Origin of the sequence: Paenibacillus mangrovi, from assembly GCF_022898935.1 — a bacterium.
GTDB classification, from domain to species: Bacteria; Bacillota; Bacilli; order Paenibacillales; family Paenibacillaceae; genus Paenibacillus_AQ; species Paenibacillus_AQ mangrovi.
The window spans coordinates 382,904-405,099 of record NZ_JALIRP010000006.1; the positions used below are offsets into that span (position 1 = coordinate 382,904).

18 protein-coding genes are annotated in these 22,196 nt (G+C 46.9%); 9 read left to right on the forward strand and 9 right to left on the reverse strand.

The genetic code is table 11. The annotated features are described in order from the left end of the window. The first annotated feature begins 4 nt into the window (after positions 1-4). Entirely contained in the window at positions 5-1,078 is a 1,074-nt protein-coding gene (locus MUG84_RS17030) for an enolase C-terminal domain-like protein (protein ID WP_244726807.1), read from the forward strand. A 170-nt stretch (positions 1,079-1,248) separates the two neighbouring features. On the opposite strand, the gene MUG84_RS17035 is transcribed toward MUG84_RS17030, so the two are convergent. Together MUG84_RS17035 and MUG84_RS17040 are read right to left on the reverse strand one after the other, a co-directional pair. Then, complete coding sequence (locus tag MUG84_RS17035) at positions 1,249-1,548, reverse strand: sigma factor-like helix-turn-helix DNA-binding protein (RefSeq protein WP_244726809.1); 300 nt, start codon at positions 1,546-1,548, stop codon at positions 1,249-1,251. Continuing rightward, a complete protein-coding gene (locus tag MUG84_RS17040; protein WP_244726811.1) occupies positions 1,545-1,979 on the reverse strand; it encodes a sigma-70 family RNA polymerase sigma factor in 435 nt (144 codons plus the stop codon). The genes MUG84_RS17035 and MUG84_RS17040 overlap by 4 nt, the downstream gene beginning before the upstream one ends. A gap of 468 nt (positions 1,980-2,447) precedes the next feature. On the opposite strand from MUG84_RS17040, the gene MUG84_RS17045 reads away from it, so the two are divergent. Together MUG84_RS17045 and MUG84_RS17050 are read left to right on the forward strand one after the other, a co-directional pair. Beyond that, on the forward strand, positions 2,448-5,972 hold the full coding sequence (locus MUG84_RS17045; RefSeq protein ID WP_244726813.1) for a lamin tail domain-containing protein: 3,525 nt from the start codon (positions 2,448-2,450) through the stop codon (positions 5,970-5,972). Between the two features lie 208 nt (positions 5,973-6,180). Next, positions 6,181-6,924 (forward strand): glycerophosphodiester phosphodiesterase, encoded by a 744-nt coding sequence (locus tag MUG84_RS17050; RefSeq protein WP_244726816.1) that lies wholly within the window; start codon positions 6,181-6,183, stop codon positions 6,922-6,924. Between the two features lie 47 nt (positions 6,925-6,971). Here MUG84_RS17050 and MUG84_RS17055 read toward each other — a convergent pair whose 3' ends face one another. The 7 genes from MUG84_RS17055 to alr all read right to left on the reverse strand — a co-directional run bounded on the left by MUG84_RS17055 (position 6,972) and on the right by alr (position 15,055). Next, the gene (locus tag MUG84_RS17055) at positions 6,972-7,529 is read right to left on the reverse strand and encodes a HupE/UreJ family protein (RefSeq protein ID WP_244726818.1); all 558 of its coding nucleotides are present in this window, start codon (positions 7,527-7,529) and stop codon (positions 6,972-6,974) included. Continuing rightward, positions 7,526-8,536: a HupE/UreJ family protein gene (locus MUG84_RS17060; protein ID WP_244726820.1), complete on the reverse strand. Its 1,011-nt coding sequence runs from the start codon at positions 8,534-8,536 to the stop codon at positions 7,526-7,528. Before MUG84_RS17060 ends, MUG84_RS17055 begins: the two co-directional genes overlap by 4 nt. Before the next feature lie 3 nt (positions 8,537-8,539). Beyond that, complete coding sequence (locus tag MUG84_RS17065; protein WP_244726823.1) at positions 8,540-9,526, reverse strand: ComEC/Rec2 family competence protein; 987 nt, start codon at positions 9,524-9,526, stop codon at positions 8,540-8,542. Between the two features lie 13 nt (positions 9,527-9,539). Then, positions 9,540-10,373: a carbohydrate ABC transporter permease gene (locus MUG84_RS17070; RefSeq protein ID WP_244726825.1), complete on the reverse strand. Its 834-nt coding sequence runs from the start codon at positions 10,371-10,373 to the stop codon at positions 9,540-9,542. Between the two features lie 11 nt (positions 10,374-10,384). Then, positions 10,385-11,320, reverse strand: a complete 936-nt coding sequence (locus MUG84_RS17075) for a carbohydrate ABC transporter permease (protein ID WP_280521360.1) — start codon at positions 11,318-11,320, stop codon at positions 10,385-10,387. Between the two features lie 21 nt (positions 11,321-11,341). Next, on the reverse strand, positions 11,342-12,661 hold the full coding sequence (locus MUG84_RS17080) for an ABC transporter substrate-binding protein (protein ID WP_244726827.1): 1,320 nt from the start codon (positions 12,659-12,661) through the stop codon (positions 11,342-11,344). 255 nt (positions 12,662-12,916) lie between these two features. After that, the gene (gene alr, locus MUG84_RS27520) at positions 12,917-15,055 is read right to left on the reverse strand and encodes an alanine racemase (RefSeq protein ID WP_342346124.1); all 2,139 of its coding nucleotides are present in this window, start codon (positions 15,053-15,055) and stop codon (positions 12,917-12,919) included. 358 nt (positions 15,056-15,413) lie between these two features. Between alr and MUG84_RS17095 the strand changes: the two genes are divergently transcribed. The 6 genes from MUG84_RS17095 to MUG84_RS17120 all read left to right on the forward strand — a co-directional run bounded on the left by MUG84_RS17095 (position 15,414) and on the right by MUG84_RS17120 (position 22,117). Continuing rightward, positions 15,414-17,072, forward strand: coding sequence for a glycerol-3-phosphate dehydrogenase/oxidase (locus MUG84_RS17095; RefSeq protein WP_244726829.1), 1,659 nt, complete (start codon positions 15,414-15,416; stop codon positions 17,070-17,072). Positions 17,073-17,083: 11 nt separating this feature from the next. Further along, positions 17,084-17,884 carry an HAD-IIA family hydrolase gene (locus MUG84_RS17100; protein ID WP_244726831.1) on the forward strand — a complete coding sequence of 267 codons (801 nt, stop codon included), beginning with the start codon at positions 17,084-17,086 and terminating at the stop codon, positions 17,882-17,884. A 109-nt stretch (positions 17,885-17,993) separates the two neighbouring features. Then, positions 17,994-18,527 (forward strand): glycerol-3-phosphate responsive antiterminator, encoded by a 534-nt coding sequence (locus tag MUG84_RS17105; protein WP_280521361.1) that lies wholly within the window; start codon positions 17,994-17,996, stop codon positions 18,525-18,527. A 44-nt stretch (positions 18,528-18,571) separates the two neighbouring features. Further along, on the forward strand, positions 18,572-19,282 hold the full coding sequence (locus tag MUG84_RS17110; protein ID WP_244726833.1) for an MgtC/SapB family protein: 711 nt from the start codon (positions 18,572-18,574) through the stop codon (positions 19,280-19,282). A 142-nt stretch (positions 19,283-19,424) separates the two neighbouring features. After that, a complete protein-coding gene (locus MUG84_RS17115; RefSeq protein ID WP_244726835.1) occupies positions 19,425-20,231 on the forward strand; it encodes a sugar phosphate isomerase/epimerase family protein in 807 nt (268 codons plus the stop codon). 968 nt (positions 20,232-21,199) lie between these two features. Continuing rightward, positions 21,200-22,117 carry an AraC family transcriptional regulator gene (locus tag MUG84_RS17120; RefSeq protein ID WP_244726837.1) on the forward strand — a complete coding sequence of 306 codons (918 nt, stop codon included), beginning with the start codon at positions 21,200-21,202 and terminating at the stop codon, positions 22,115-22,117. The last annotated feature ends 79 nt before the right edge of the window (positions 22,118-22,196 follow it).

Genomic DNA, 22,196 nt, shown 5'->3' on the forward strand with positions numbered 1-22,196 from the left:
GAAAGTGAAAATAACCGATGTAAAAGCGTATGCGATTCGTACGGAGTTTCGGTATCCTTTTGTATGGCGCAAAGGGCTGCCGGGTTCGGATACCGTACAGGAATCGACCGTGCTGCGAATCATGACCGACGAGGGAATGGAGGGCGTATGTACGATTCCACGCGGCCAAATCGCCATCGATCTGATCGGACGTAGAATCAAGGATATGCTGCTGGGAGAGGACCCGTTTCTCAAAGAGCGCATTTGGCATCTGATGTTGGAACTGGACAGGATTGAAGAATTTCCGATCTATATGCTGGGCGCGGTAGACATCGCCTTGTGGGATTTGACAGCCAAGGCGTCGGGACTGCCCTTGTACCGGATCCTTGGCGGCCATACCAACAAAGTGTCCGCTTACGCGAGCACGGTCACGTACGATACGATCGATCAGTACTTGCGCATCGCCGATCAGTGTTTGGCAAGAGGCTACAAGGCCATCAAGCTGCACGCCTGGGGCGATGTGGAAGCGGATGCCAAGCTGGCCAAAGCGTTACGCAAGCACGTCGGTGAGCATATCGACCTGATGTATGACGGTTCTGCGGGCTTCGATCTTCAGCAGTCCATCCGGCTCGGCAAGCATCTGGAAGAAGTAGGATTCCTCTGGTACGAAGAACCGATGCGTGAATTCAACATCAATAATTACCGGAAGCTATGCCGGGAACTAACCATTCCCGTATTGTCTGCGGAAACATCGGATGGCTGCCACTACAACGCCGCGGACTTTATCGTGCAGGAGGCGGCGGATCTTATCCGCACGAGTACGCACTACAAAGGCGGCATCACGGGCGCCCTTCGGATCGCCCATCTGGCGGACGCCTTTGGCATGAAAGCCGAAATTCACGGCGGCGGCTTGCCGAACCTTCACTTGGCGTGCGCGATACCGAACAATACCGCTTTTGAAATTCTCGTGTACGCTGAACCGGCGGTTTATGCCCATGAGGTGGATCAGGACGGTTGCATTGCCCCTCCCGATGTGCCGGGGACAGGGGAACAGTATGATTGGAACGAGCTGGAACAGCATGCTTTTCTGAAAATATAGAGAAAAAAACAAGCCATGGAGTAACGCCACCTTCCCAAACAACCTAAGCATCACGCGGCGGCGAATTGTGGATTTGTTGAGCCAAGGTTCGCCTCCACCAACATGAAAAGGGACACTTCAGAGGCTTTTCGAGGGGGTCATTTTTTTTAGGAGGGATTACATGCGAACCATTAAAACTTGGCAGGACGTCTTCGACCTATATAGTGCCAAAACCATCCCCGAATCATTAGTTGAACTTCCTCATGAAACAACGCTACCAGCGCATTGATATCAAATTGTTCGAAGGCTTCCACATACCGTGATAGCAGCTCACGATCAGGTTCGACATCCATCATGCTAAACTCGTTAGAATGAAGTTTCGATCGGACCATCGTTTCTCTGGCTCTTTGCAGGGCGCTGTTAACCGCTGCCGGCGATATTCCTAAAGTTTCTGCGATCTGTTTGGAGGACCATTCGAATACATCCTTCAAAATAAGAACCGCACGTTGACGGGGGGTAAGATCTGTAAGAGTGTAATAAAACAGAGTTCGAGGGTATCTTTGCGAATGAAAATATCTTCCGGACTCCCCGAGAAATCAGGGGCAGGCCAAATCCAAGCTGAGTCAGGAAACTTTTCGCGGAGTTCAACGATGAGTACCGCTGGATCGGATAGGTCAACGGGACGCGTGCGGCGTTTGGCTTGTCTTAGCTTGTCCAGGCATAAGTTTGATGCAATACGATAAACCCATGTTTTGAATGAGGAATCCTGCCTGAATGAATGCCAACTTTGCCAAACACGAATAAAGGTTTCCTGAACAGCATCGTCTGCGTCATCGATGGATCCTAGCATTCTGTAACAGAACGATGTTAACTCAGGCTTTAAGTTCTCAAATAACTGAAGCTCTAATGCTGTTTCGTTCATCTTGGCCTCCTTTTGACGGGCGAAACACCCTTTTCACACACGCCACAGAACCGATCGTCTCCATTTTATAAGCCACTTATTCGTCTTTAATAAAATGAGAAAGCACTACCTGAATAATGGGGGGGAAACTTCCTCACGCATCTCTGAATATAACGGTAGCTTCGTCTACAGAGTAGCATAATTCGGTTCCCATGAACATTTTTTAAGCATCAGTGGATTCCGGATGCACAGCATATGATTAAATGGTAGATGCTATCTTGCCAAAGGACAAGGTAAGAATTATACTGAAATAGAGTTAACTAAATAAGCTTGGGTAGAGTCTAAAGGAGATAACCCGGGTAACAGCGCAGCCGATTCGGCTTACCGTTGTTGTCCGGGTTTTTTTATGAAATCTCCGTCTTGTAGAAGGGAGGGAACATCTTTACAAAAGTATAGCAAGATCGGTTTCCAAAATTGAGGAGGAATAAGATGAACAAACGAAGTAGATGGAGAAGAGCAATGCTATTCATCTGGATGTTCGCTTTGCTGGCTTTGCCGTTCGTCGGCTTGGCCCCGCAAGGAACGGCCCATGCGGCGGCGGCGGAGCCGGACCTGATGATTACCGAGATCGTGCCCCAATCAATCGGAACCGGTCAGCCTTACGAGTACGTCGAGATTTATAACAATACGACGAGTCCCATTAACTTGGACGGTTATAAACTTCAATATTATACAAGTGAGCCGTATTCGAGTCCCACTAACATTTGGCCGATTACCAATAAAACGATCGATGCCAAAAGCGTGTTGGTTCTTTGGCTTATGAAGTACGATTATCCGAACTTGCCTTTGTCGGAGTTCAACGAGGCGTACGGGGTAACGCTAACCCCCGAGCAGGTGTACGCGGTGAAATTGACGACGTCCGCACAAGGGCTGCATGACACGGCGAAACGTAAAGTCGGAGTTGCAGCGCCTGGCGGTCAGCTTGTTACAAGCACCTATATTAACGCAGACGTGCCGGACGGCATTGCAGGTAGAAGCGTAACCTACATGCCGCAGGCCGGTGGAATCGAAATGGTGAAGATCGCCAATAACCAGCCCTCGACTCCTGGCGTCCTGGTTACCGGACAAGTGCACGGTCCGACGGCTCCTTCCGGGCTTAAAGCGAAGGCGGGAGATTCGGTCTCCCTGCTGGAATGGGATCGAAACCCGGAATCGGATGTAACCGCATACAAAATATACATGGCCCAATCTACGGCCATTGCAACCGTGGCTGACACTTCTTATACGGTGGAAGGATTAACGAACGGCACGCAATACCAGTTCCGAGTAACAGCCGTTGACGCGAATGGCGACGAATCGCCTGCGACGTCAGCAGTTACGGTAAAGCCGCATCCGATATATGACTTGGAGCCGCCGGCTCCCCCAGTCGGTCTGACGGCCATTCCCGGCAAAGGCGTTGTCACCTTGAACTGGACGCCGAATGCGGAGCCTGATTTGGCCGGTTATCAGATTTATGTAGACGGCAAATTGCGGCAAGTCGTTCCGGCTCCGGCAAATACAGCAACGGTCGGGCCGTTAGATTTCGGCCGTCGCTATACATTCGAGCTCACGGCCATGGATACGTCGGAGAACGAGTCGGACAAATCCGCTCCCGTCACTGCCGAGCCTGAGCTGCTGCCGGTGCCTTCCTTGCTCATTACCGAGCTGGTACCGGATTCGAACAATTATGCCGGATATGACGCTCATGAATTTGTCGAACTGTACAATACGACTTCTGAAGCGATTTCGTTGCAGGGTTACACACTGCGACTCGAAAGCTCCACCCCGTCTAGCAGTTGGGAATATACCCTTAGCGAGCCGGCTGTCATCGGGCCGGGGGACACTTTCCTGCTTTGGACGAGGAAAGCGGAACTCCACTCGCTTACACTTGAGGGCTTTAACCACTACTACTACGACACGTACTTCAACAAGTATGTGAACGCCGATCATATGTACATTGTCGAGGGGGTCAGCGGCCTCTACAATACATCGGAACAAACCGTTCTCATCAAAGACCCGAGCGGCAATGAGATCAGCAGAGCAACCTACAATAATAACAGTTCGGACGTAGCCGAAGGGAAGAGCATCGTTTACGGTTATCCGGCGGACGGATCGAAGGTCATGCGTAAAATCGCGTCCAAACAAGTGTCTACTCCTGGCAGATTGTCTGCCGGACAGGCTCCTCCGCCACAAATGACGAACGACCAGTCGCCTGCGGCTCCATCGCAAGTCAATGCGGTTCCAGGCAATGGTACGGTCAGCTTAAGCTGGGCGCCGGGCAGTGAGCAGGACATTATGGAGTACAACATTTACAAGAACGGCATTTTAGAAAATACCTTGCCGGCTTCCGAGCACCTGACAACGGTATACATGCTGATCGGCAACGTACCGTACTCGTTTGAAGTATCAGCGATAAATTCGTCAGGGAAAGAATCGGACCGTTCCGCGCAAGTGACGGTTACGCCGGATCATGCCATTGCGACGCAACAGGAAAGAACGGCTAACCCGAAGAATGACGCGTATGCGATGCTTTGGAATACCGGCACGGAAGGCCCAATCATTCCGGGATTGGCGGAAGACCTTATTCCGCAGGGCACCGCTTATTATCCGGATAAAGACTGGCTCCTCGTCTCCAGCTATTTCAGCGACGATCGACCAAGCCGATTGTCCGTAATCGACCTACAGACCGGTCAGCTTATCAAATCGCTCATCCTGCTCGAAGAGGACGGCAAGCGGTATATAGGCCATGCGGGAGGAGTAGCCGTCAGCGGCCAGCATGCTTGGATCGCATCGGGCAACTACTTGTATCGATTGGACTTGAATGATATCGTACAGGCGGCTAACAACGGGGAAGTTCGCTTCAAAGACCGTTTCGCGACGCCAACCCGCGCCTCCTTCACGACTTATGCGGACGGCGTATTGTATGTAGGCGATTATTACGAGGAAGACGGTTATCCGACGGAAGCGAACCATCTGCTCGTGAATCGAGACGGGGACTTGTACCATGCTTGGATTGCCGGCTATCGGCTGGATAGCCAAACCGATCTTCTCCCGTCAAGCAAAGTCAATGACGGGATCCAATCGGTGACCCCGGATCTTATTCTGTCGATTCAGGATCAAATTCAGGGAGCTGTCATTCGCGGCGACGGCATCGTTCTCAGCAAGTCAACTTCCCGTTATGCGAACAGCTACTTGTATCGGTTCAACAATCCTATTAACGAAGCACCGCACACCATGGTGACCTACGGCACGGATTCAGTTCCGGTATGGTTCCTTGATGGCAAGAATAAGGCGGACACGAATAACCAGTTGACGATGCCTCCAATGTCCGAGAATGTGCTGGACGTGAATGGCAGCTTGTACGTGCTGTATGAGTCCGGCGCGAATTTATATCGGTACACGACGACTTACGTGCTCGATCGTCTGCAGATCGTGGACTTAAACTTATGGAAAACATATGGCCAATACGAGATTCGGGGCATCCCTCAATTGATGGAAGTCGGTGCGGATGCACATGCTCAGGCTGTGCAATTGTTCGGTAACGCAGCATCGCTCGACGTTACAGCGAATGCATCCTGGAGCTCCAGTGATCCGGACATTGTAGAGGTATCCGGAGAAGGCATGGTGATTGCCAAGAAGGAGGGGGTTGCCGTCATCACGGCACGGATCGGCAGCAAGTCGGCACCCTTCCAAGTGAAGGTTAAATCTCCGGCTGTTCTCCAATCCATTGCCCTGCATGGCCTGACGCCGGAAATTTCCGTTGGGCAACATGTGCAGTTGAAAGTGGAAGCACAGTACGATAACGGCAGTAAGCAAGATGTGACGGCCATGGCCCGATACGAAGCGACCAAGGATAAGTCTGTGGAAATCACTCCGACAGGCGAGCTTATCGCTAAGAAGCCATTCGTCACGGTGATTACGGTTACGTATCAGGGAAAAACCGTCGATTTCCGGTTGAAGATAAACCAGAAGTAAAGATACACGGAATTTGATCTCCCCGCGCCTATACTTCATCATAATGAAGCGATGGTTAGGCAGAGTCACTGGAGATAACCTTGCCCGGATTTGTATCTTTTCTTTGCGAAGGATATGAATGCAGCGGCAAGGTTTTTATATTTTTCGCTTCGTATACCTATATTATCGGCATCGTTTAGACCATGTGAAGGAAGGCAGGAATTTTCCTATGAATCATGCTATACCTCTCGTTATCGCACATCGTGGCGCCTCCGGCGAAGCCCCCGAAAACACGATTGGAGCATTCCGTCTTGGTCTGGAGCAAGGCTGCGGCGGCTTCGAGCTAGATGTGCACTTATCCAAAGACGGTGAAATCGTCGTGATTCACGACTTCACGGTAGACCGGACAACGGACGGCCAAGGCGCCGTGAAAGACATGCTGCTCTCGGAATTGCGCGAGCTTGACGCGGGAAAATGGTTCAGCGATGCTTTTTCAGGAGAACGCATCCCTACCTTAAAAGAAGTTTTTGAACTCTCTCCGCCGGAACTCATGATTAATGTGGAAATGAAGGGCGGAATAGGCAGCGGTCTGGAAGAGGCGCTGGCCGAACTATTGCGTCAGAGCAATCGGCTGGATACGGTCATTGTTTCTTCGTTTGATTACAAAGGGCTGGCCAATTTGAAGCGAATAGAATCAAGTGTGAAAATCGGCCTTCTTTATGATCTACGCATGGCCTATCATTGGAAGCTTCCGGCCGTTGCAGGCTGCGAAGTCTATTCGCTTCATCCGGGCTTGCGCCGCCTTGACGCAGAGGATGTAAAGGCCGCGATAGAGCAAGGCCTCTCCGTATTTCCGTGGACGGTCAATGAAGAAGAGAAGCTGCTTCAAGCTATCTCTTATGGCGTGAACGGCATTATTACGGACTATCCCGGACGGCTTCGAACCATTCTTAAGAGTAAATCATTTAAATAGGAAGACAAAAAAACTGGCGTCCGCACTTAGCGGGCGCCAGTTTTTGTCTAAACGAATAAGCGTTGAAAGAACCAAATGGTTGCGACGGCGAAAATGCAAGCGGATGTGCTATAGAAAAAAGGCCTGTAATACTTTTCGTTCGACTGTAATTTCAATAGGAAAGGAAGGACTAGTGCGACGACAAGTAATTGTCCAACCTCGATTCCAACGTTGAAGGAAAGCAGTGAAAGGGCCGTATATGTCTGGTCAAATCCGATTTCGCTGATGGCCGTGGCAAAGCCCAGCCCATGGATGAGGCCGAACGCGAACGTGAGGGCCCATCTCCACTTGGACGTCTTGACGAAGAAGTTCTCCATAGCGACGTATGCGATCGTCAGAGCAATCCCAGCTTCGATCCATTTGGGAAATACGGGAATTAATTCTAATGCGGCAAGGGTTAGCGTAATCGAATGCGCAATCGTGAACGCTGTAATGATTTTTAGAACATCCGTAAATTTCTTGGAGATAATGATGAGCGCGAGCAGAAATAGCAGGTGATCGTACCCGGTAATGATATGCTCCAAGCCCAAATTGATATACATAAACATAATCGAGAAAATACTCATGTCGTGCCTCCTTTTTTAAACAGCGGTTGAAGGAGAGATTGGAGCACGAATATCACGCCTATTTGCCCGGCTAATAGACCGCCGTGGTAGATGACTAAGGAGACGGTTTTAAACTCTGCCACAAGGTCGATCTCGCTTGATATCGTTGACGTGAAGCCGATACCGTGCAGCAAGCCGTATGCAAGAATGAGAAAGGACCGCAGATTGCCAGCTTTTCCTTTCATTAGGCTGACCACAAGCAGGCCGAGTGCGACGAACATGAACAGGTTCAACCAGATCGAAGGGGCGGTAAGCCCTAAGCGAGAGGCTGCAATATACCCGATCAACGATGCTGCGACTAAAAGGAAAGTCGGTTGAATCTGTTTTCGCAATCCGGTTGCGCAGGCTGCCATGCAAAATAAAAAGAGCCAATAATCTACGCCCCGAACGATATGGCGTATTCCGGCTAACAGGTACGATCCGATAACAGTGAACGAATAGGCTGTCTGTTCTCCAGGGCTATAGCGAAACGTACGGTCGTCTTTTCCTACAACCTGATGACCCATAAGGGTATCGCCTTGGAAAATCTGCACGTAATTTTGATGAGTTGGATCCACATCATCGACAATGACGTTGTATTTGATTGTAAGAGCGCTTATTTCCGTGTCGGAGGCAAATCGTAATTTGAACGCAACGACTGGGTCTTCTGTTGACTTCTGGATCGTCGATTCAAGGTCGACTAATTCAAACGACATTTGCTGTAAACCGTTAAATAAAAGCAAATGTTCCTGCATATAAGCTCGGATGGCCGGTTCTTGCGCTTCAAGCTCCCCCTGGGAGATTCTGCCGTCCTTGTTCATGTCGTACTGCTGCAAAATCGGGAACGGCAGAAGGAGCTCATAATCAACATACGTTTCTGATAAATGAATGTAGGAGTAGCCGTAATTCAGATTATGTGCCGATGCCGTCCCGGCGCAGCAGCCTGCGCCCCAAATGACGAAAGCGAGAAAGAAAAAAACACGCTTCATAGGTTAGGGCTGCCAATCTTTTTCCGTAATCGCATTCAACTTCTCACCGTCGGACGTAATGAGAACGTTACCGTGAAGTCCTGTGGAATACACGGTAACATTGTTTTTCTGGTACCGTTTCATGATTTCAGGTGTTTGGAAAATATTCGAGCTCATGACGGCATATTGAGGCGACACGGCCTCGATAAAAGTGTTCGATGAAGAGGTTGCGTTCCCATGATGCGGGACGTGCGTAAAGCTCGCGTTCAAATCCGCTTTCGCCTCAACCAGTTCAAATTCCCGATCCTTATAGATGTCGGCAGTAAACAAGAACGAAGTATTCTTATACGTGACTTTGACGACCATGGAATAATAATTGAGCGTCGCATAATCGTAGCTCTTCACCGCTTGCGGCAGTACACCCTTCTTAGGGCTAAGGACGGTTACTTTCAAGTCGGAACCCAATTCAAAGGAGGAGCCTTCTTCTAGGTATTCAGGCGTAATGTTCTTCTCTTGCAACGCCTTGATGACGTTCATATACGCATTGGAATCGGGATATGGGAGGTTTTCCATATAAAACTTCTTAACATCCTTCTGTTTTAATACAGTTGCAAAACCTCCGATATGGTCCGAGTGCGGATGCGTGTTCAAGGCAACGTCTATCGTCTGAACGTTAAGCTTATTTAAGTAATTGACGACTTGCTCGCCCACTTCGGGGAGTCCCGAGTCGATCATCATTGTTTTTCCGTCAGGAGTTTGAATGAGAATGCAGTCGCCCGACGCCTCAGCGGCGTCCATATAGAAATAACGAACGGTCAGCTTGTCCTTGTATTTGTCCTGATCGAATATTTCAGCCGTTCTTAGTGTGCCGGAATCTTTGACAGGCGAGGGTGTACTCGTAACGGTTACCGGTGTCGGTTTGGCAGTCGTGCAGGCAGCAAGAACCAAAACGATAGCGGTCAATAGAACACCCGTCAATTTCACAGCTTTCCGCCAGTTCATATTCCGCATATTTTACACGCCCTTATTTAAATGTAGAGTTCGACATGGCGGTCAGGATATGTTTCTGGGTAAAGATGAATAGAATCACGATCGGAGCCGCAACTAAAACGCTGCCGGCCATGATTAATTGGAAATTCAACATTTCGTTCCCAGCGATTGAGCTTTTCAACATCGCAATGCCTACGGTAAGAACGCGCATATTGTCTGTATTCGTCATGACTAGCGGCCAGAAATAGGAGTTCCAGCTACCGATGATTTTAAAGATGAGGACCGTAACAAGTGTTGGGAGCGCCATCGGAGTCAAAATCCGATATAAAATATGCAGCCTGTGCGCGCCGTCAACCTTGGCGGCTTCAATGACGTCGTTATTAATCGATTTGAATGCCTGACGCAAGAGAAAGATACCATAAGCGGATACGGCGTTCGGAACGATCAATGCCCAAAACGTGTTTAACCATCCGACATTGGCCATCATCACGTACACGGGAACGAACACAACCTGTTCCGGGACGACCATGGCGGCGATGACCGCCAAGAACAATTTGTCCCTGCCGAAGAAATTACCTTTCGCGAAGGCGTAGGCGGCTAGCAATGCTATGTTGACTTGCAAGGTTACGACGCCGACCGTCTGAATTAACGTATTCATACCATACCGAAGAAACGGGGCCTTATTAAAGGCGTCAACATAGTTTTGAAACGTAAAATGTTTCGGCCAAAACGTAGGGATTGCGCTTTTCAGTTCTTCGGCTGGTTTAAATGAAGTAATCAAGAGCCAATAAAGAGGGAACAGCATAAACAACGTGACTATGATAGCAATAGTGAGCCGGGTAGCGCTTACCTTTTGACTATTGAACATAACGTATGCACCTACCCTTCGTAATGAACTTTCTTCTTGGATATAGCAAACTGAATGGCTGTAAGCAAAACAATAATAAAGAAGAAAATAATAACGAGCGCAGATCCTTTGCCGGCTTTAAATTGTACGAAGGTCAAATCGTAGATCCAGTACACCATCACCTTGGTCGCTTTAAGCGGGCCGCCGTTCGTCATGATATTGACGGATTGGAACACCTGCATGGACGAGATGAAGGACGTAATGACGAGAAACAGCGTTGTCGGTGACAACAGAGGGAGTGTAATTTTCAAGAACTGTTTCCATTTGCCGGCGCCATCGATACTTGCGGCTTCATAATATTCGATCGGTATGCCGCGTAGTCCGGAGATAAAGATAAGCGAGGTAAACCCTACGCCTTTCCATACCGCCACGATGATGACTGCCCAAAGCGCTGTCGACGGATCGTTCAGCCAACTGACGGGACTTGCGCCGAATAATTTCAAGACGGTGTTCAGAATGCCGTAGTCCGTGTTATAAATCCAAACAAACACCATGGATACGACGACCATGGATATGTAATGAGGCATGAAAAGAATCGAACGCATCACTCCGAAGGATCTGGCCGTAACATTGAACAGAACGGCCAATCCAAGTCCGAGTAGGAGCTCCAGTGATACTTCAATGATTGTATAGAGGAACGTCACTTTCAAAACATGATAAAACTCCGGGTCCACGAGCAGATTCTGATAGTTGGTAAGACCGATAAATTTCTTTATCGGTCTTATCAGATTCCAATCCGTAAAGCTGATGAAAACGGAATTCACAAGCGGATAGTACGTGAATATAGCGAGTAAAAGGAGGGCAGGAAGAGCAAACAGAAAATCCTTAGTACTTTCCCTTCTCTTGATGTTGAGTAAACTCCTTTTCTTAGTCGGTACATGCTTGGTTAATTTAATCTCCGAGCTCAAGCCCTCCACCTCAATTTCAAATTATTGGTCCTTCAGGATGTCGTTCATCTTCTTCGCGGCATCCTTGAGCAGTGTTTCAGGATCTTCGCCATTCAGCACCATTTTGCCCATCGCTTCTTCGTAAGCGGCGCTCGCTTCATTGAAAGCAGGGGACTTCGGAGGTCCGATCACGTTGTCGAAGTTGTCGAAGACTGCTTTATACTGCGGGTATTTCGCGAAGTAAGCTTTGCCTTCCTCCGAGCTGATCGCCGATTTACGCGTCGGAAGATAGCCAGTGCCTTCAGCCCATTTGATGTTGTTTTCTGCGCCCGTCATGAATTGAACGAATTTCCAAGCCGCTTCTTTCTCGTTATCCTTGATGCCGTCCATCACTGCGATACTCGCACCGCCCATGTGGGAGTTCCGTTTCTTATCGCCAGGGAGGAAGGATACACCGACTTCGAATTTTGCGGTTTCAATGTACCACTTGATAAGTGCGGAAGTATGCTCAACCATGCCGATCTTGCCGTCGAAGAACATTTGACGCATGTTGCCGGAAGCGCCTTTGCCGTAGCCGATGTGCATGTATCCCTTGTCTTTCCAATCCTTGAACAGCTTCATGAACTTCATGCTGTCCGGCTGGTCGATCATTGCGGTCTTCATGTCATCGGACAAGATCGCTCCGCCGCCGTTTTCGATCCACGGATCGAAGTACCAAGTATCCCATCCAGGAACGGAGAACGCGTAACGTGAGACTTCATTTCCATCTTTTTTCGTAAGCTTCTTCGCAAATTCCTCGATTTCATCCCAAGTTTGCGGCGGTTTCACACCTTCTTGATCAAACATGGTTTTGTTATAGACCATGACGCTTGTGCTTACAATTAGAGGCAGACCGAATTGCTTGTCTTGATAGGAGTATGCTTTGAGCATCCCTTCGGAAAAGTCGTTCGTATCCAATTTATCGCGCGAAATGTAAGGAGTAAGGTCCATGAGGACGCCACTGTCGGCAAATTGCGGTAGCGCATGCACCTCAATATTCGTTACGGCCGGTACCTGTTTCGCTGCAATGGCTGCCTGAAGCTTTTGTTGCAGGGTGTCGTAATCGCCTTGGAATACGGTGTCTACCGTGATCCATGGATATTTCTTGTTAAACTCCTGGACCATGTTTTCCAATGCTGCTTTTTGATCGTCGTCGTGCGCGTGCCAGTATTGAATCGTTACAGGCGTTTTGTCTTCCGTGGCCGGCGGAGCCGTTGCCTCAGATGCGTTGGTCGAAGTCGGCGTACTCGAAGAGCAGCCGATCATCGAGCTCATTACTAACATCGCGGTTGTCAATCCGACCAACCATTTTTTCATTTTCATGCAAGTTTCCCCTTCCAAGATCGAAATTTGTGAAACAAAAAAGACGATGAGCCAACGAACCGCAAGAATCCCCCCTGTCTAGGAGGTTATCTTTTTGGTCGTAGGGTTTCTCATCGTCTCCACCCACAACACAAATCCTTCCAAATATTGAATCCGCTTTCAGGATTGTTAGAACATATCATAAATCACCCAAATACACCTTGTCAACAACTTTGATCGGGAATTAAAATCACGTTTTCATATGTAAAATACATGTTAAAACATGTCGAACGTTCGTTCCAAGATATCGTTCTGCTTGACGAAATCTTGGTTTCCTAGCGCAATTAGCGTAACTCGCTTTTCGTAAAAATGGCGAATCGTGCTCCTATACCCTGGCAGCCATCCGTTATGACCAAAACTGTTCGGATATATGTTCAACCCGTAGCCGTAGGAACGAGCGTCTTCCACGGGTACATGCCGAGTAAGCATCGTGTTGCGCGTTTCTGCTGAAATCAGTTTGTCCGAATATAGGCTGTGGCTCCACTTTAGCAAATCTTCTGCAGTCGAATAAAGATTGCCGGACCCTTTGAAATTCTCGATCGCGTAATAGGGAGCCTTTATGACAGCGGCGTCTTCGTCGGAAAGAGAATACCCGCATGCCAGACTGGGCACGATGTCACGGCTGTATCCACACAGTGTGCCCTGCATGTCAAGCGGCTTGAAAATGGATTCACTAACAAATTCGTCATACGATTGTCCGGTTACAGTCTCGATGATCCATGCAAGCAGATTATAGCCCGTGTTGCAATACTCATAGCTCTTTCCAGGCGGGCTATATGGCAAATGGCTAACGAGCTCGACGATCTCACGGTTGGTATAGGCTTGCATGCCGAGTTTGAAAAAATCCGGCATTGTCTCGAAATCCGGTATGCCCGAAGTGTGGGTAAGAAGATGATGAAGCGTGACGCTTTTATCGATCGGCAAATCCATTGGCAAATAGCGAAGACAGCTCTCATGAACATCAATGAGTCCCTTTTCGGCAAGCATCATAATCCCCATTGCGGTTATCGGCTTAGTGATGGAAGCAACCGCATACTTGGTATCCAGTTTATTTGAGATTCCGTAATCGTGGTTTGCCGTTCCGTATGCATGGTGTAATAGAGCATCACCGTCTTGCGCAATCAAGATCGTTCCGCTGAAACCGTGATCGTTTGTAATTTGTTCAATGCGGAGCTTTAGTTTTTGTTGAATGTCCATGCTAAGTCCTCCGTATATTCCTTTTTTTTGGATTCCTCGTACGTAATAGCGCGGAACCCTTTTCCCTACAGCGCAGACAACCTCGTAATTGATCGTTTGCAATTGCGAAGCTATCTTTTCCACGGAAACGGGGGAATGGTCCGGTCCACCCATGAGAATGGCATCGTCGCCTACTTGCACGTTCGGGATATCGGTTACATCGACCATCATTTGATCCATGCAGATGCGGCCGACGATTGGAGCTAAGCCATCGCTCAGCCATACACTACCCTTGTTTGATAAGGAACGCGGCCATCCGTCAGCATAACCGACAGGAAGTATGGCGATGTGGCTGTCGCGGGTTGGCTGGAACGTACAGCCGTAGCCGATCGCCTGCCCGGCCAAGACAAGCTTTACGGAACTCACTTGCGTTTTAAACTGGATCGCAGGCCAAAGAAGCGAAGAGTTGGGAAGCGGAACCGATGAAGGCTGCAATCCGTACAAGCCAATTCCTACCCGAACCATATCCAGGTGCATATCCGGATAGAGCAATGTCGCTGCACTGTTGCAGCAATGTTTTATCGGAATATGTACTTGGTTCGTCTGCAAATGTTTGATCAGAGAGAGAAACAGTTCGAACTGCTTTCGTGTGTACGGGGAGTCTAGGCGGTCCGCATCGGCAAAATGGGTGAACAATCCTTCCGGCTTCACGAATTCAGAGGAAGCAGCCTTCAGGCATAAGGCAAGAGCTTCTTCCCACGACGTTACGCCGAGTCTAGTCATGCCTGTGTCCACCTTGAGGTGAACGACGGCTTTTCGTCTCAGCCTGTTCGTGCAAGCGATGACTTCATCCAGCTGGGACTCGGAAAAAATCGTGATGTCAATATCGTTCTTCACAGCTGCTTCAACGGATCGAGTTGGCGTATATCCGAGAAGCAATATGGGTGCCAATATTTCCGCGGCTCTAAGCTGCAGCGCTTCATCCAGCAGAGCAACGCCCAAATGGCTAGCTCCCGCTTCCAATGCCGTCTTGGCGACTTCTACCGCTCCATGCCCGTACCCGTTCGCTTTGACGACTGCCATTAAGCGGCACGAACCGGTTAGAGTCGACTTGAACAATCGCACATTATGTTCGATCGCATCGAGTGAGATGTCGGCCCATGTGTCTCTGTAACTCATCGATCGTTTCACCTCCGTAAGGGCAATCCTATTGTCATGAACCTTAAAATAATTCTATAAGCGTTCTCATGCGGGTTGTCAAGAGCGTACAAAATTACGGTAGGACAAAAAGGAGTGTCATTAAACTTAGCATAATGTTGTAGACATTTTAAATAGTACGACATATAATAGGTTTTAACTTTAATATGTATATGGGTGGAGACATTAGAGGACCCCTTTGCAGATTACGCACTATTGCAGTGTGTATTTCTCTTGCAAAAGGGTCCTTTTTGTGTATTCAAAAAAAAAGGAAAAGGATACGGTAAAGATATTTACTACCATATCTGTTCCGTTTATACCAATCATTGGAGGATGCAACATGGAACTTTTTTCAGTTAAGGAACGCACAAATTACTTGCGGCAAATGGCTGAGCAGCAGCTTGATTTATTCGTTATAGGCGGAGGGATTACCGGGGCAGGGATCGCTTGGGATGCAAGCGTCAGGGGGATGAAAGTAGGGTTAGTAGAGATGAACGATTTTGCCTCCGGAACAAGTAGTCGATCAACCAAATTAATTCATGGCGGACTCAGATACTTGAAGCAGGGAGAAGTTAGACTTGTGCAGGAGGTCGGCAGGGAGCGGGCTTTGCTTCATAAGAGCACGCCTTATTTAGTCGATCCTATACCTATGCTGCTGCCCATATATAAAAAGGGCACATATGGATATTTAGCCAGCTCAATAGGCTTGTACATTTATGATTGGATTGCTGGTGTAAAGCGCAGTGAGCGCCGTAAAATGTACGATCGCAGGGATACGATGAATCTGGAACCATTATTCAAAATCGAAGGTTTAAAAGGCTCTGGCTACTATTATGAATACCGCACGGATGATGCTAGATTAACTATTGAAATTATAAAAAGCGCGAAGAATTGCGGTGCCGTAATTGCAAACTATGCCAAGGTGATCGATTTCATTTATAAAGATAGCAAAGTCGTCGGTGTAAAGGTTAAGGATCGGATTAGTGGTGAGAAGTACGATATCTATGCGAAGAAGATTGTCAACGCTGCGGGGCCATGGGTGGATGAGCTGCGGAAGAAGGATAACTCCTTGAAAGGAAAGCATTTGTTGTTAACTAAGGGCATTCATCTAGTTGTGGATGCGAGAAAGCTGCCGATTAAGCAAGCAGCATATTTTGATGTGCCGGATGGACGAATGATTTTTGCGATTCCGCGTGGGAGCAAAACGTATATTGGTACAACAGATACGATCTATGAAGGAAATCCGGAGAATCCCAGAATTAATGCAGAGGATCGCAAGTATTTGATCGATGCCGTTAATGCAGCGTTCCCAGCCGTTAAACTGCAAGAGAAAGATATTGAATCTGGATGGGTAGGACTTCGTCCACTTGTGCATGAAGAAGGCAAAAGTCCATCTGAGGTATCTCGTAAGGATGAAATGTTCGTATCAGAGCGTGGTCTGATTACGATTGCAGGCGGCAAGCTTACCGGCTTCCGCAAGATGGCGGAGAAGGTCGTGAACCTAGTATCGAAGCAACTGCAGGAAGAAGAGGGAAGAATTTATCCGCCATGTTCCACTGATCGTGAGCTGATTAGCGGAGGGATTGCGCAGGGAGGAGAAACCTTCGAGCAGAATCGCGCTAGACTGATTGAAGAAGGCAAGGCCCATGGATTAATCAAAGGGCAAGTGCTGGATCTCCTAACTCGTTATGGTTCTAATACAAATGTATTATATCGTTACTTGAAAGAGCTGCAGGAGGAAGTGGGCGATGATACGCCGCTTATGGATTTAGTTCTTTGCGCAGAGGTTAAGTATGCAGTCCTGCATGAAATGACCGTGACAGCTAGTGATTTCTTATTAAGAAGAACAGGCTGGATTCTGTTTGATCGCCTGAAAGCGGAGCGGGTAATGGAATCCGTCCTACGCATCATGAGTGAGATGCTTGGATGGGATTCACCTGAACTAGACAGACATCGCACACTCATCATCGAGCAACTTAAGATTGCGCAAGGGGAATAGGGGGGAATAGAGTGAATCATTTTGCAGGCTATATATTTGACTTGGACGGCACCATTTATTTAGGAGATGAGCTCATCCCAGGAGCGAAGGAAACGATCGAATATCTGCAGGCCGAGAATAAGAAGCTTCTGTTCTTAACGAATAAAACAATCGATTCAAGAGAGAAATATGTGGCTAAGCTTAACAAACTGGGGATGCGTGTTTCACTAGATAATCTGCTTAATCCAGCGCTTGTCACCATTCATTATTTGAAGGATCAGCATCCAGGGGCCAAGGTCTATGTCATTGGTGAGGATATTCTGAAGAAAGAGATGCAGGAGAACGGCATTAAGTTTGCAGACACACCTGCTGAGACAGATGTTGTTGTGGTTTCATGGGATCGAGATTTCCATTATGACCATCTTGATTTTGCGTATCAGTCGATCAAGCGTGGCGCTGCTGTGATCTCGACTCACCCAGACCGCACTTGTCCGATGCCAGGAGGAGATGTGCCTGATTGCGGAGGCATGATGGGAGCTATTGAAGGAACGACTGGGCAAAAGATTGATATCATCATAGGGAAACCCTCCATCCTCACTGCCAATACAGCGCTTGCTATTCTGGATCTTAACGCAGATCAATGCTTAATGGTTGGCGATCGATTGGAAACGGATATTCGGATGGGCAGAAATGCTGGCATGAGCACAGGACTTGTACTTACTGGTATTACAAGCAAGGCTGATGTTGATGCTGCTGAACACAAACCAACTTATCTATTAGATTCTGTTTATGATATTCTTAAGTCATCCGTCGTGTGTGATCCTGCTGAATAATGTAGAATACTGACGGTACATACAATGTGGGGTGATGATGATGAAGGTAAATTCTGAAGGTTATGATAGACTGGCGTACTGTCTTAAACGTAAACCGGTGATTACGTCCTTGGTGAATACACAGGAGCTTCCAAGCATTTTGCAGTCGACATCTAATATTGTGTTTGTTCTTAAAGCTGATATTTTCTCAATTGAGGGAATAGTAGAACAAATTAGAGATGCAGGTAAGCTGTCTTTTATTCATTTTGATCTCATAGATGGCATTGGCAAGGATAAGCTGGGCGTTGCGTACATGGCAGAGAAAATCGGGATCGATGGCATTGTAACGACCAAAAGCTCTATCATTACTGAGGGCAAAAAGCATGGCCTAATGACGGTGCAGCGTCTATTTGTATTTGACTCCGTCTCACTCGATAACGGAATTAAAATAACCAAGGCATCTCAGCCTGATGCGATTGAAGTGCTGCCAGGAATGGTATGCTCGAGAATTATGAAACGAATTCGTGATGAAGTGGATGTCCCTGTTATTGCAGGCGGCTTAATGGTAGATTTAAACGATCTTGAAGCAGCGCTGGGAAGCGGTGCAATCGGCATTTCCTCTTCGAGTAAGGAATTATGGAAATGGCAGGATGCGAATGCTTAACATTGTCTAGCTACCATATTTGAATATATGGAGGTTATGATTCTTTGGTATCACCGATCGAAATAAGCATAGATGCAGTAATATTTAGGCTATTATTGGCTGCACTCCTAGGGGGAGTCGTTGGCTGGGAACGGGAGAGAAAGAATAAGCAGGCAGGCTTTAAGACACATTTACTTGTGGCGGTTGGCTCGGCCTTAATTATGCTGCTTTCGATCTATGGCTTCGGTGACCAGCTCTTAAATCATCCGAATGCTAGATTCGATCCTGCCCGTCTAGCTGCCCAAGTAGTCAGTGGTATTGGCTTCTTGGGTGCAGGAGCGATCATCAGACGTTCCAATAATGTGGTGTCTGGTCTCACAACAGCAGCGACATTATGGCTTGTGGCAGGAATCGGATTAAGTGTAGGCGCTGGCTTCTACTGGCCTGCGGTTATCACCATTTTGATCATCATGGGTATGATATGGATCATTAACAAGTTAGAGAGTAAGCTCATTTTGTTCAAAAAGTACGGCAGTCTCCGAATCGTGATGGCGAATCGTCCCAAAAGTGTAGAAATCATTACATCCCTATTACGTAAAGAAAAGATGACTATTGAGCAAATGTCCGTGAAGGAAGAGCTCGATCTGAATCATATCAAAAAAGTGTGTATGGAGTTTCGAATCCATACCTCTAGACGTAAAGGGATGGTCGATTTGTTTGAGCATATTTGGCAAATTGACGGGATTCGGGAAGTCTATATCGATTGGAAAGAATGAAAATTAGGGTCTCATGAAGAAGAACAGGATGCGATACATCCTATTTTTTGGTTTTTTTTAACAAATCTATCAATATCGTTAATCTATTCTGTTAGAATAGAGAGGAAGAGTAACTCTGATTTCTAGAATGGAGTGAATGCCGATGACGATATTTATTAATCTTGCACCGTATATGAATGCCATGGAGGATTTCGCTGAGCTCCTCAGCCGCTGGAATGGGGGGATCGAATTAATGATGGATGGCCCCAATTGGCGTGACCCTGTCGATTGGGAGGAAGAGTTCAGGAGGTTCCAGCAATATCAAGGGGGGATAAGCGTTCATGGTCCGATATGGGAGCTGAATCTAGCTTCTGCAAGGTATGCTGGAATTCGGGAATATTCTTATGAGGTTTATAAAGAATGTCTGAATTGGTGCGCTAAAATAGGCGCTGAGCATATGGTGCTGCATCCGAATTTATATTCAACGCCATTGTTCGACCGTGAGGCATCACAAGCCTTTGCCAAGGAAAACCTAAAGCGTTTAGGCGAATATGCGCGTAAGGTGAATGTAGGCTTAGCAGTTGAAAATATGGGCATGGGCGAATATGCGCTATTCAATCAACAGGAATTTACGGCGTTGTTCAGTGAAATCGAAACAATCACTGCGCTCGTTGACGTAGGCCATGCACATGTGAATGGTTGGGATACCCCACAGCTAATTCGTGATTTAGGGTCTAGAATCCAAGCCGTGCATCTGCATGATAACGACGGCATTGCGGATCTGCATCAGCCGATCGGACACGGCAGCATCGAATGGGATTCGATTTGGGATGCTTTGAATGATCTAACTCATATATATCGTCCGATCTTAGAGTACAGCGAAGGTGTTTCCTTGGGGCTGATGCTGCAGCATGGCGCCGAGGTGGAGAAGCTGTTAACGAAATTGAAATTGCCCGGTAGATGCTTCTAACCATTTTTGCGCAGCGCGATAATCCACTCGTTTTAGCGTTAAACGTAGTATCTGGCACTAATCAACTCTCTCAAACTACATTAATACTGAAATGTCGTTAATGTCTAATGCGTCAGCTATTTTTTATAACATTATTAGATTAACTTCTTGCCGATCCTCATTAATTTAGATATTCTTGCTTATGAAACTCCTGACATCTCCTTCGCAATAACGGAATTGGAACTGATCTACTTGACGTAGAATGGAATTATTACGAACAGATAGAATGCACCATTTACTCAACTCCAGTCATTTATCTAAGCAATTTATAAGATTATTTCCCCTCTCAAGCCATCACTAGTTTGCTTGCATAGGAATAATACGGATGACACCATTAACTATCTCGTGAAGAATCGAGGAATCGCATTTCTGGAGCGTATTTGGGAAAGAGACAATCATCATCCATACTATAGAAATCGTCCTTCAGGTGCTGAAGGTTATATGATGTTTTTAAGAGATTACAGTAATTATGCAAGAATGCTTTTCGACTCTGCCCCTATACGCAAGCTATCATTAGAAATTACAGACGGTCATTGGAAAGAATATGTTGATTTGCTCCTCAATTTTTTAGATTTGTCCTCAATTAATTGAATCCGCTGATTTAATTCCTTATTAATGTAAGTACCGCATGGCAATGTAAAGCTGTGGAAAGGCACGTAAAGCAATCGCTGTAACTCCGCTTGATTGTACATACTCGGGACATCGGTTTTTAAGAAAGGCAGACAAACGAGGGCGTTAGGAATACTTGAAGAGTTCTGTTTTTATACAATAGACTTACGCGGCGGTGTTGAACTAACTGGCAGGATAATTCAAATAATTAAAGAATTATTACAAAGTAGAACTTTTCAATCATCTGATATTTTGCTGCATGAAAAATCAGGCGACTAGATCTACAGCATGATATGCTCCTTTTGAAAGGAGGGATCGCCGTGGATTGGCTTCAACGTATGAACCATGCTATTGATTATATTGAAGATAACTTAGAAAATATTATTGATTATGAACAGATTGCTAAAATTGCATTATGTTCTGTTTATCAATTTCAACGTATGTTTTCATTTATACTTGAAGTACCTTTATCAGAGTATATTAGGCGCAGAAGGCTAACGCTTGCCGCCTTTGATCTACAAAACAGAAAGAATAAAGTCACTGATATAGCCTTGAAATATGGATATGAAACGCCAGAATCATTTTCACGAGCATTTCAAAATCTGCATGGATTGACTCCTACATCGGCGCGCAATGCCGGAAGTGCGTTAAAAGCCTATCCGCGCATCTCCTTTCAAATTACATTAAAAGGAGTTGTCGAGATGAATTATCGAATTGAGCAACGGGATGCTTTTCAAGTTTTTGGATTAGAGGATATATACAATATCGACGATATTGCGAACCAACAAGGAGTTTCTATTCCGGAGGTTTGGCAAAACATATGCAAGAATGGAGAGTTTGACAGATTACGCAACTCGGTAATTGGGGATTGGTGGCGCGAAGGCAATTTCAGCAAGGAGCTTGGAGCCGTTTTTGCATACGATTCCTACAAATTCACAAGCAATACCACTTTCCCATATCTGATCGGGTGTTACAAATCGGAGAATAGCAAGATCAATGAATATACAGTTGTAGATGTTCCGGCATCTACTTGGGTGGTATTTTCAACATTAAGTGATGGGAACGGCAGCGGCAATTATGATTTGCGCTCATTAAAAAATCGGATATTTTCTGAATGGCTACAAACATCAAAGTATAATGTTTTAGATGGCGGCAATTTCGAAATGTATTGTACAAACAAAGACGGTTATGAGTATTGTGAGTTATGGTATCGAATTGAGGAAAAGCAAATAGGATAAGTACAAAGTTCGCTTCGCTAATGAAGCACGATAGCTGAATATCATACATTGTCGAGCAGGCTGCCTAAGCCTGCTTATT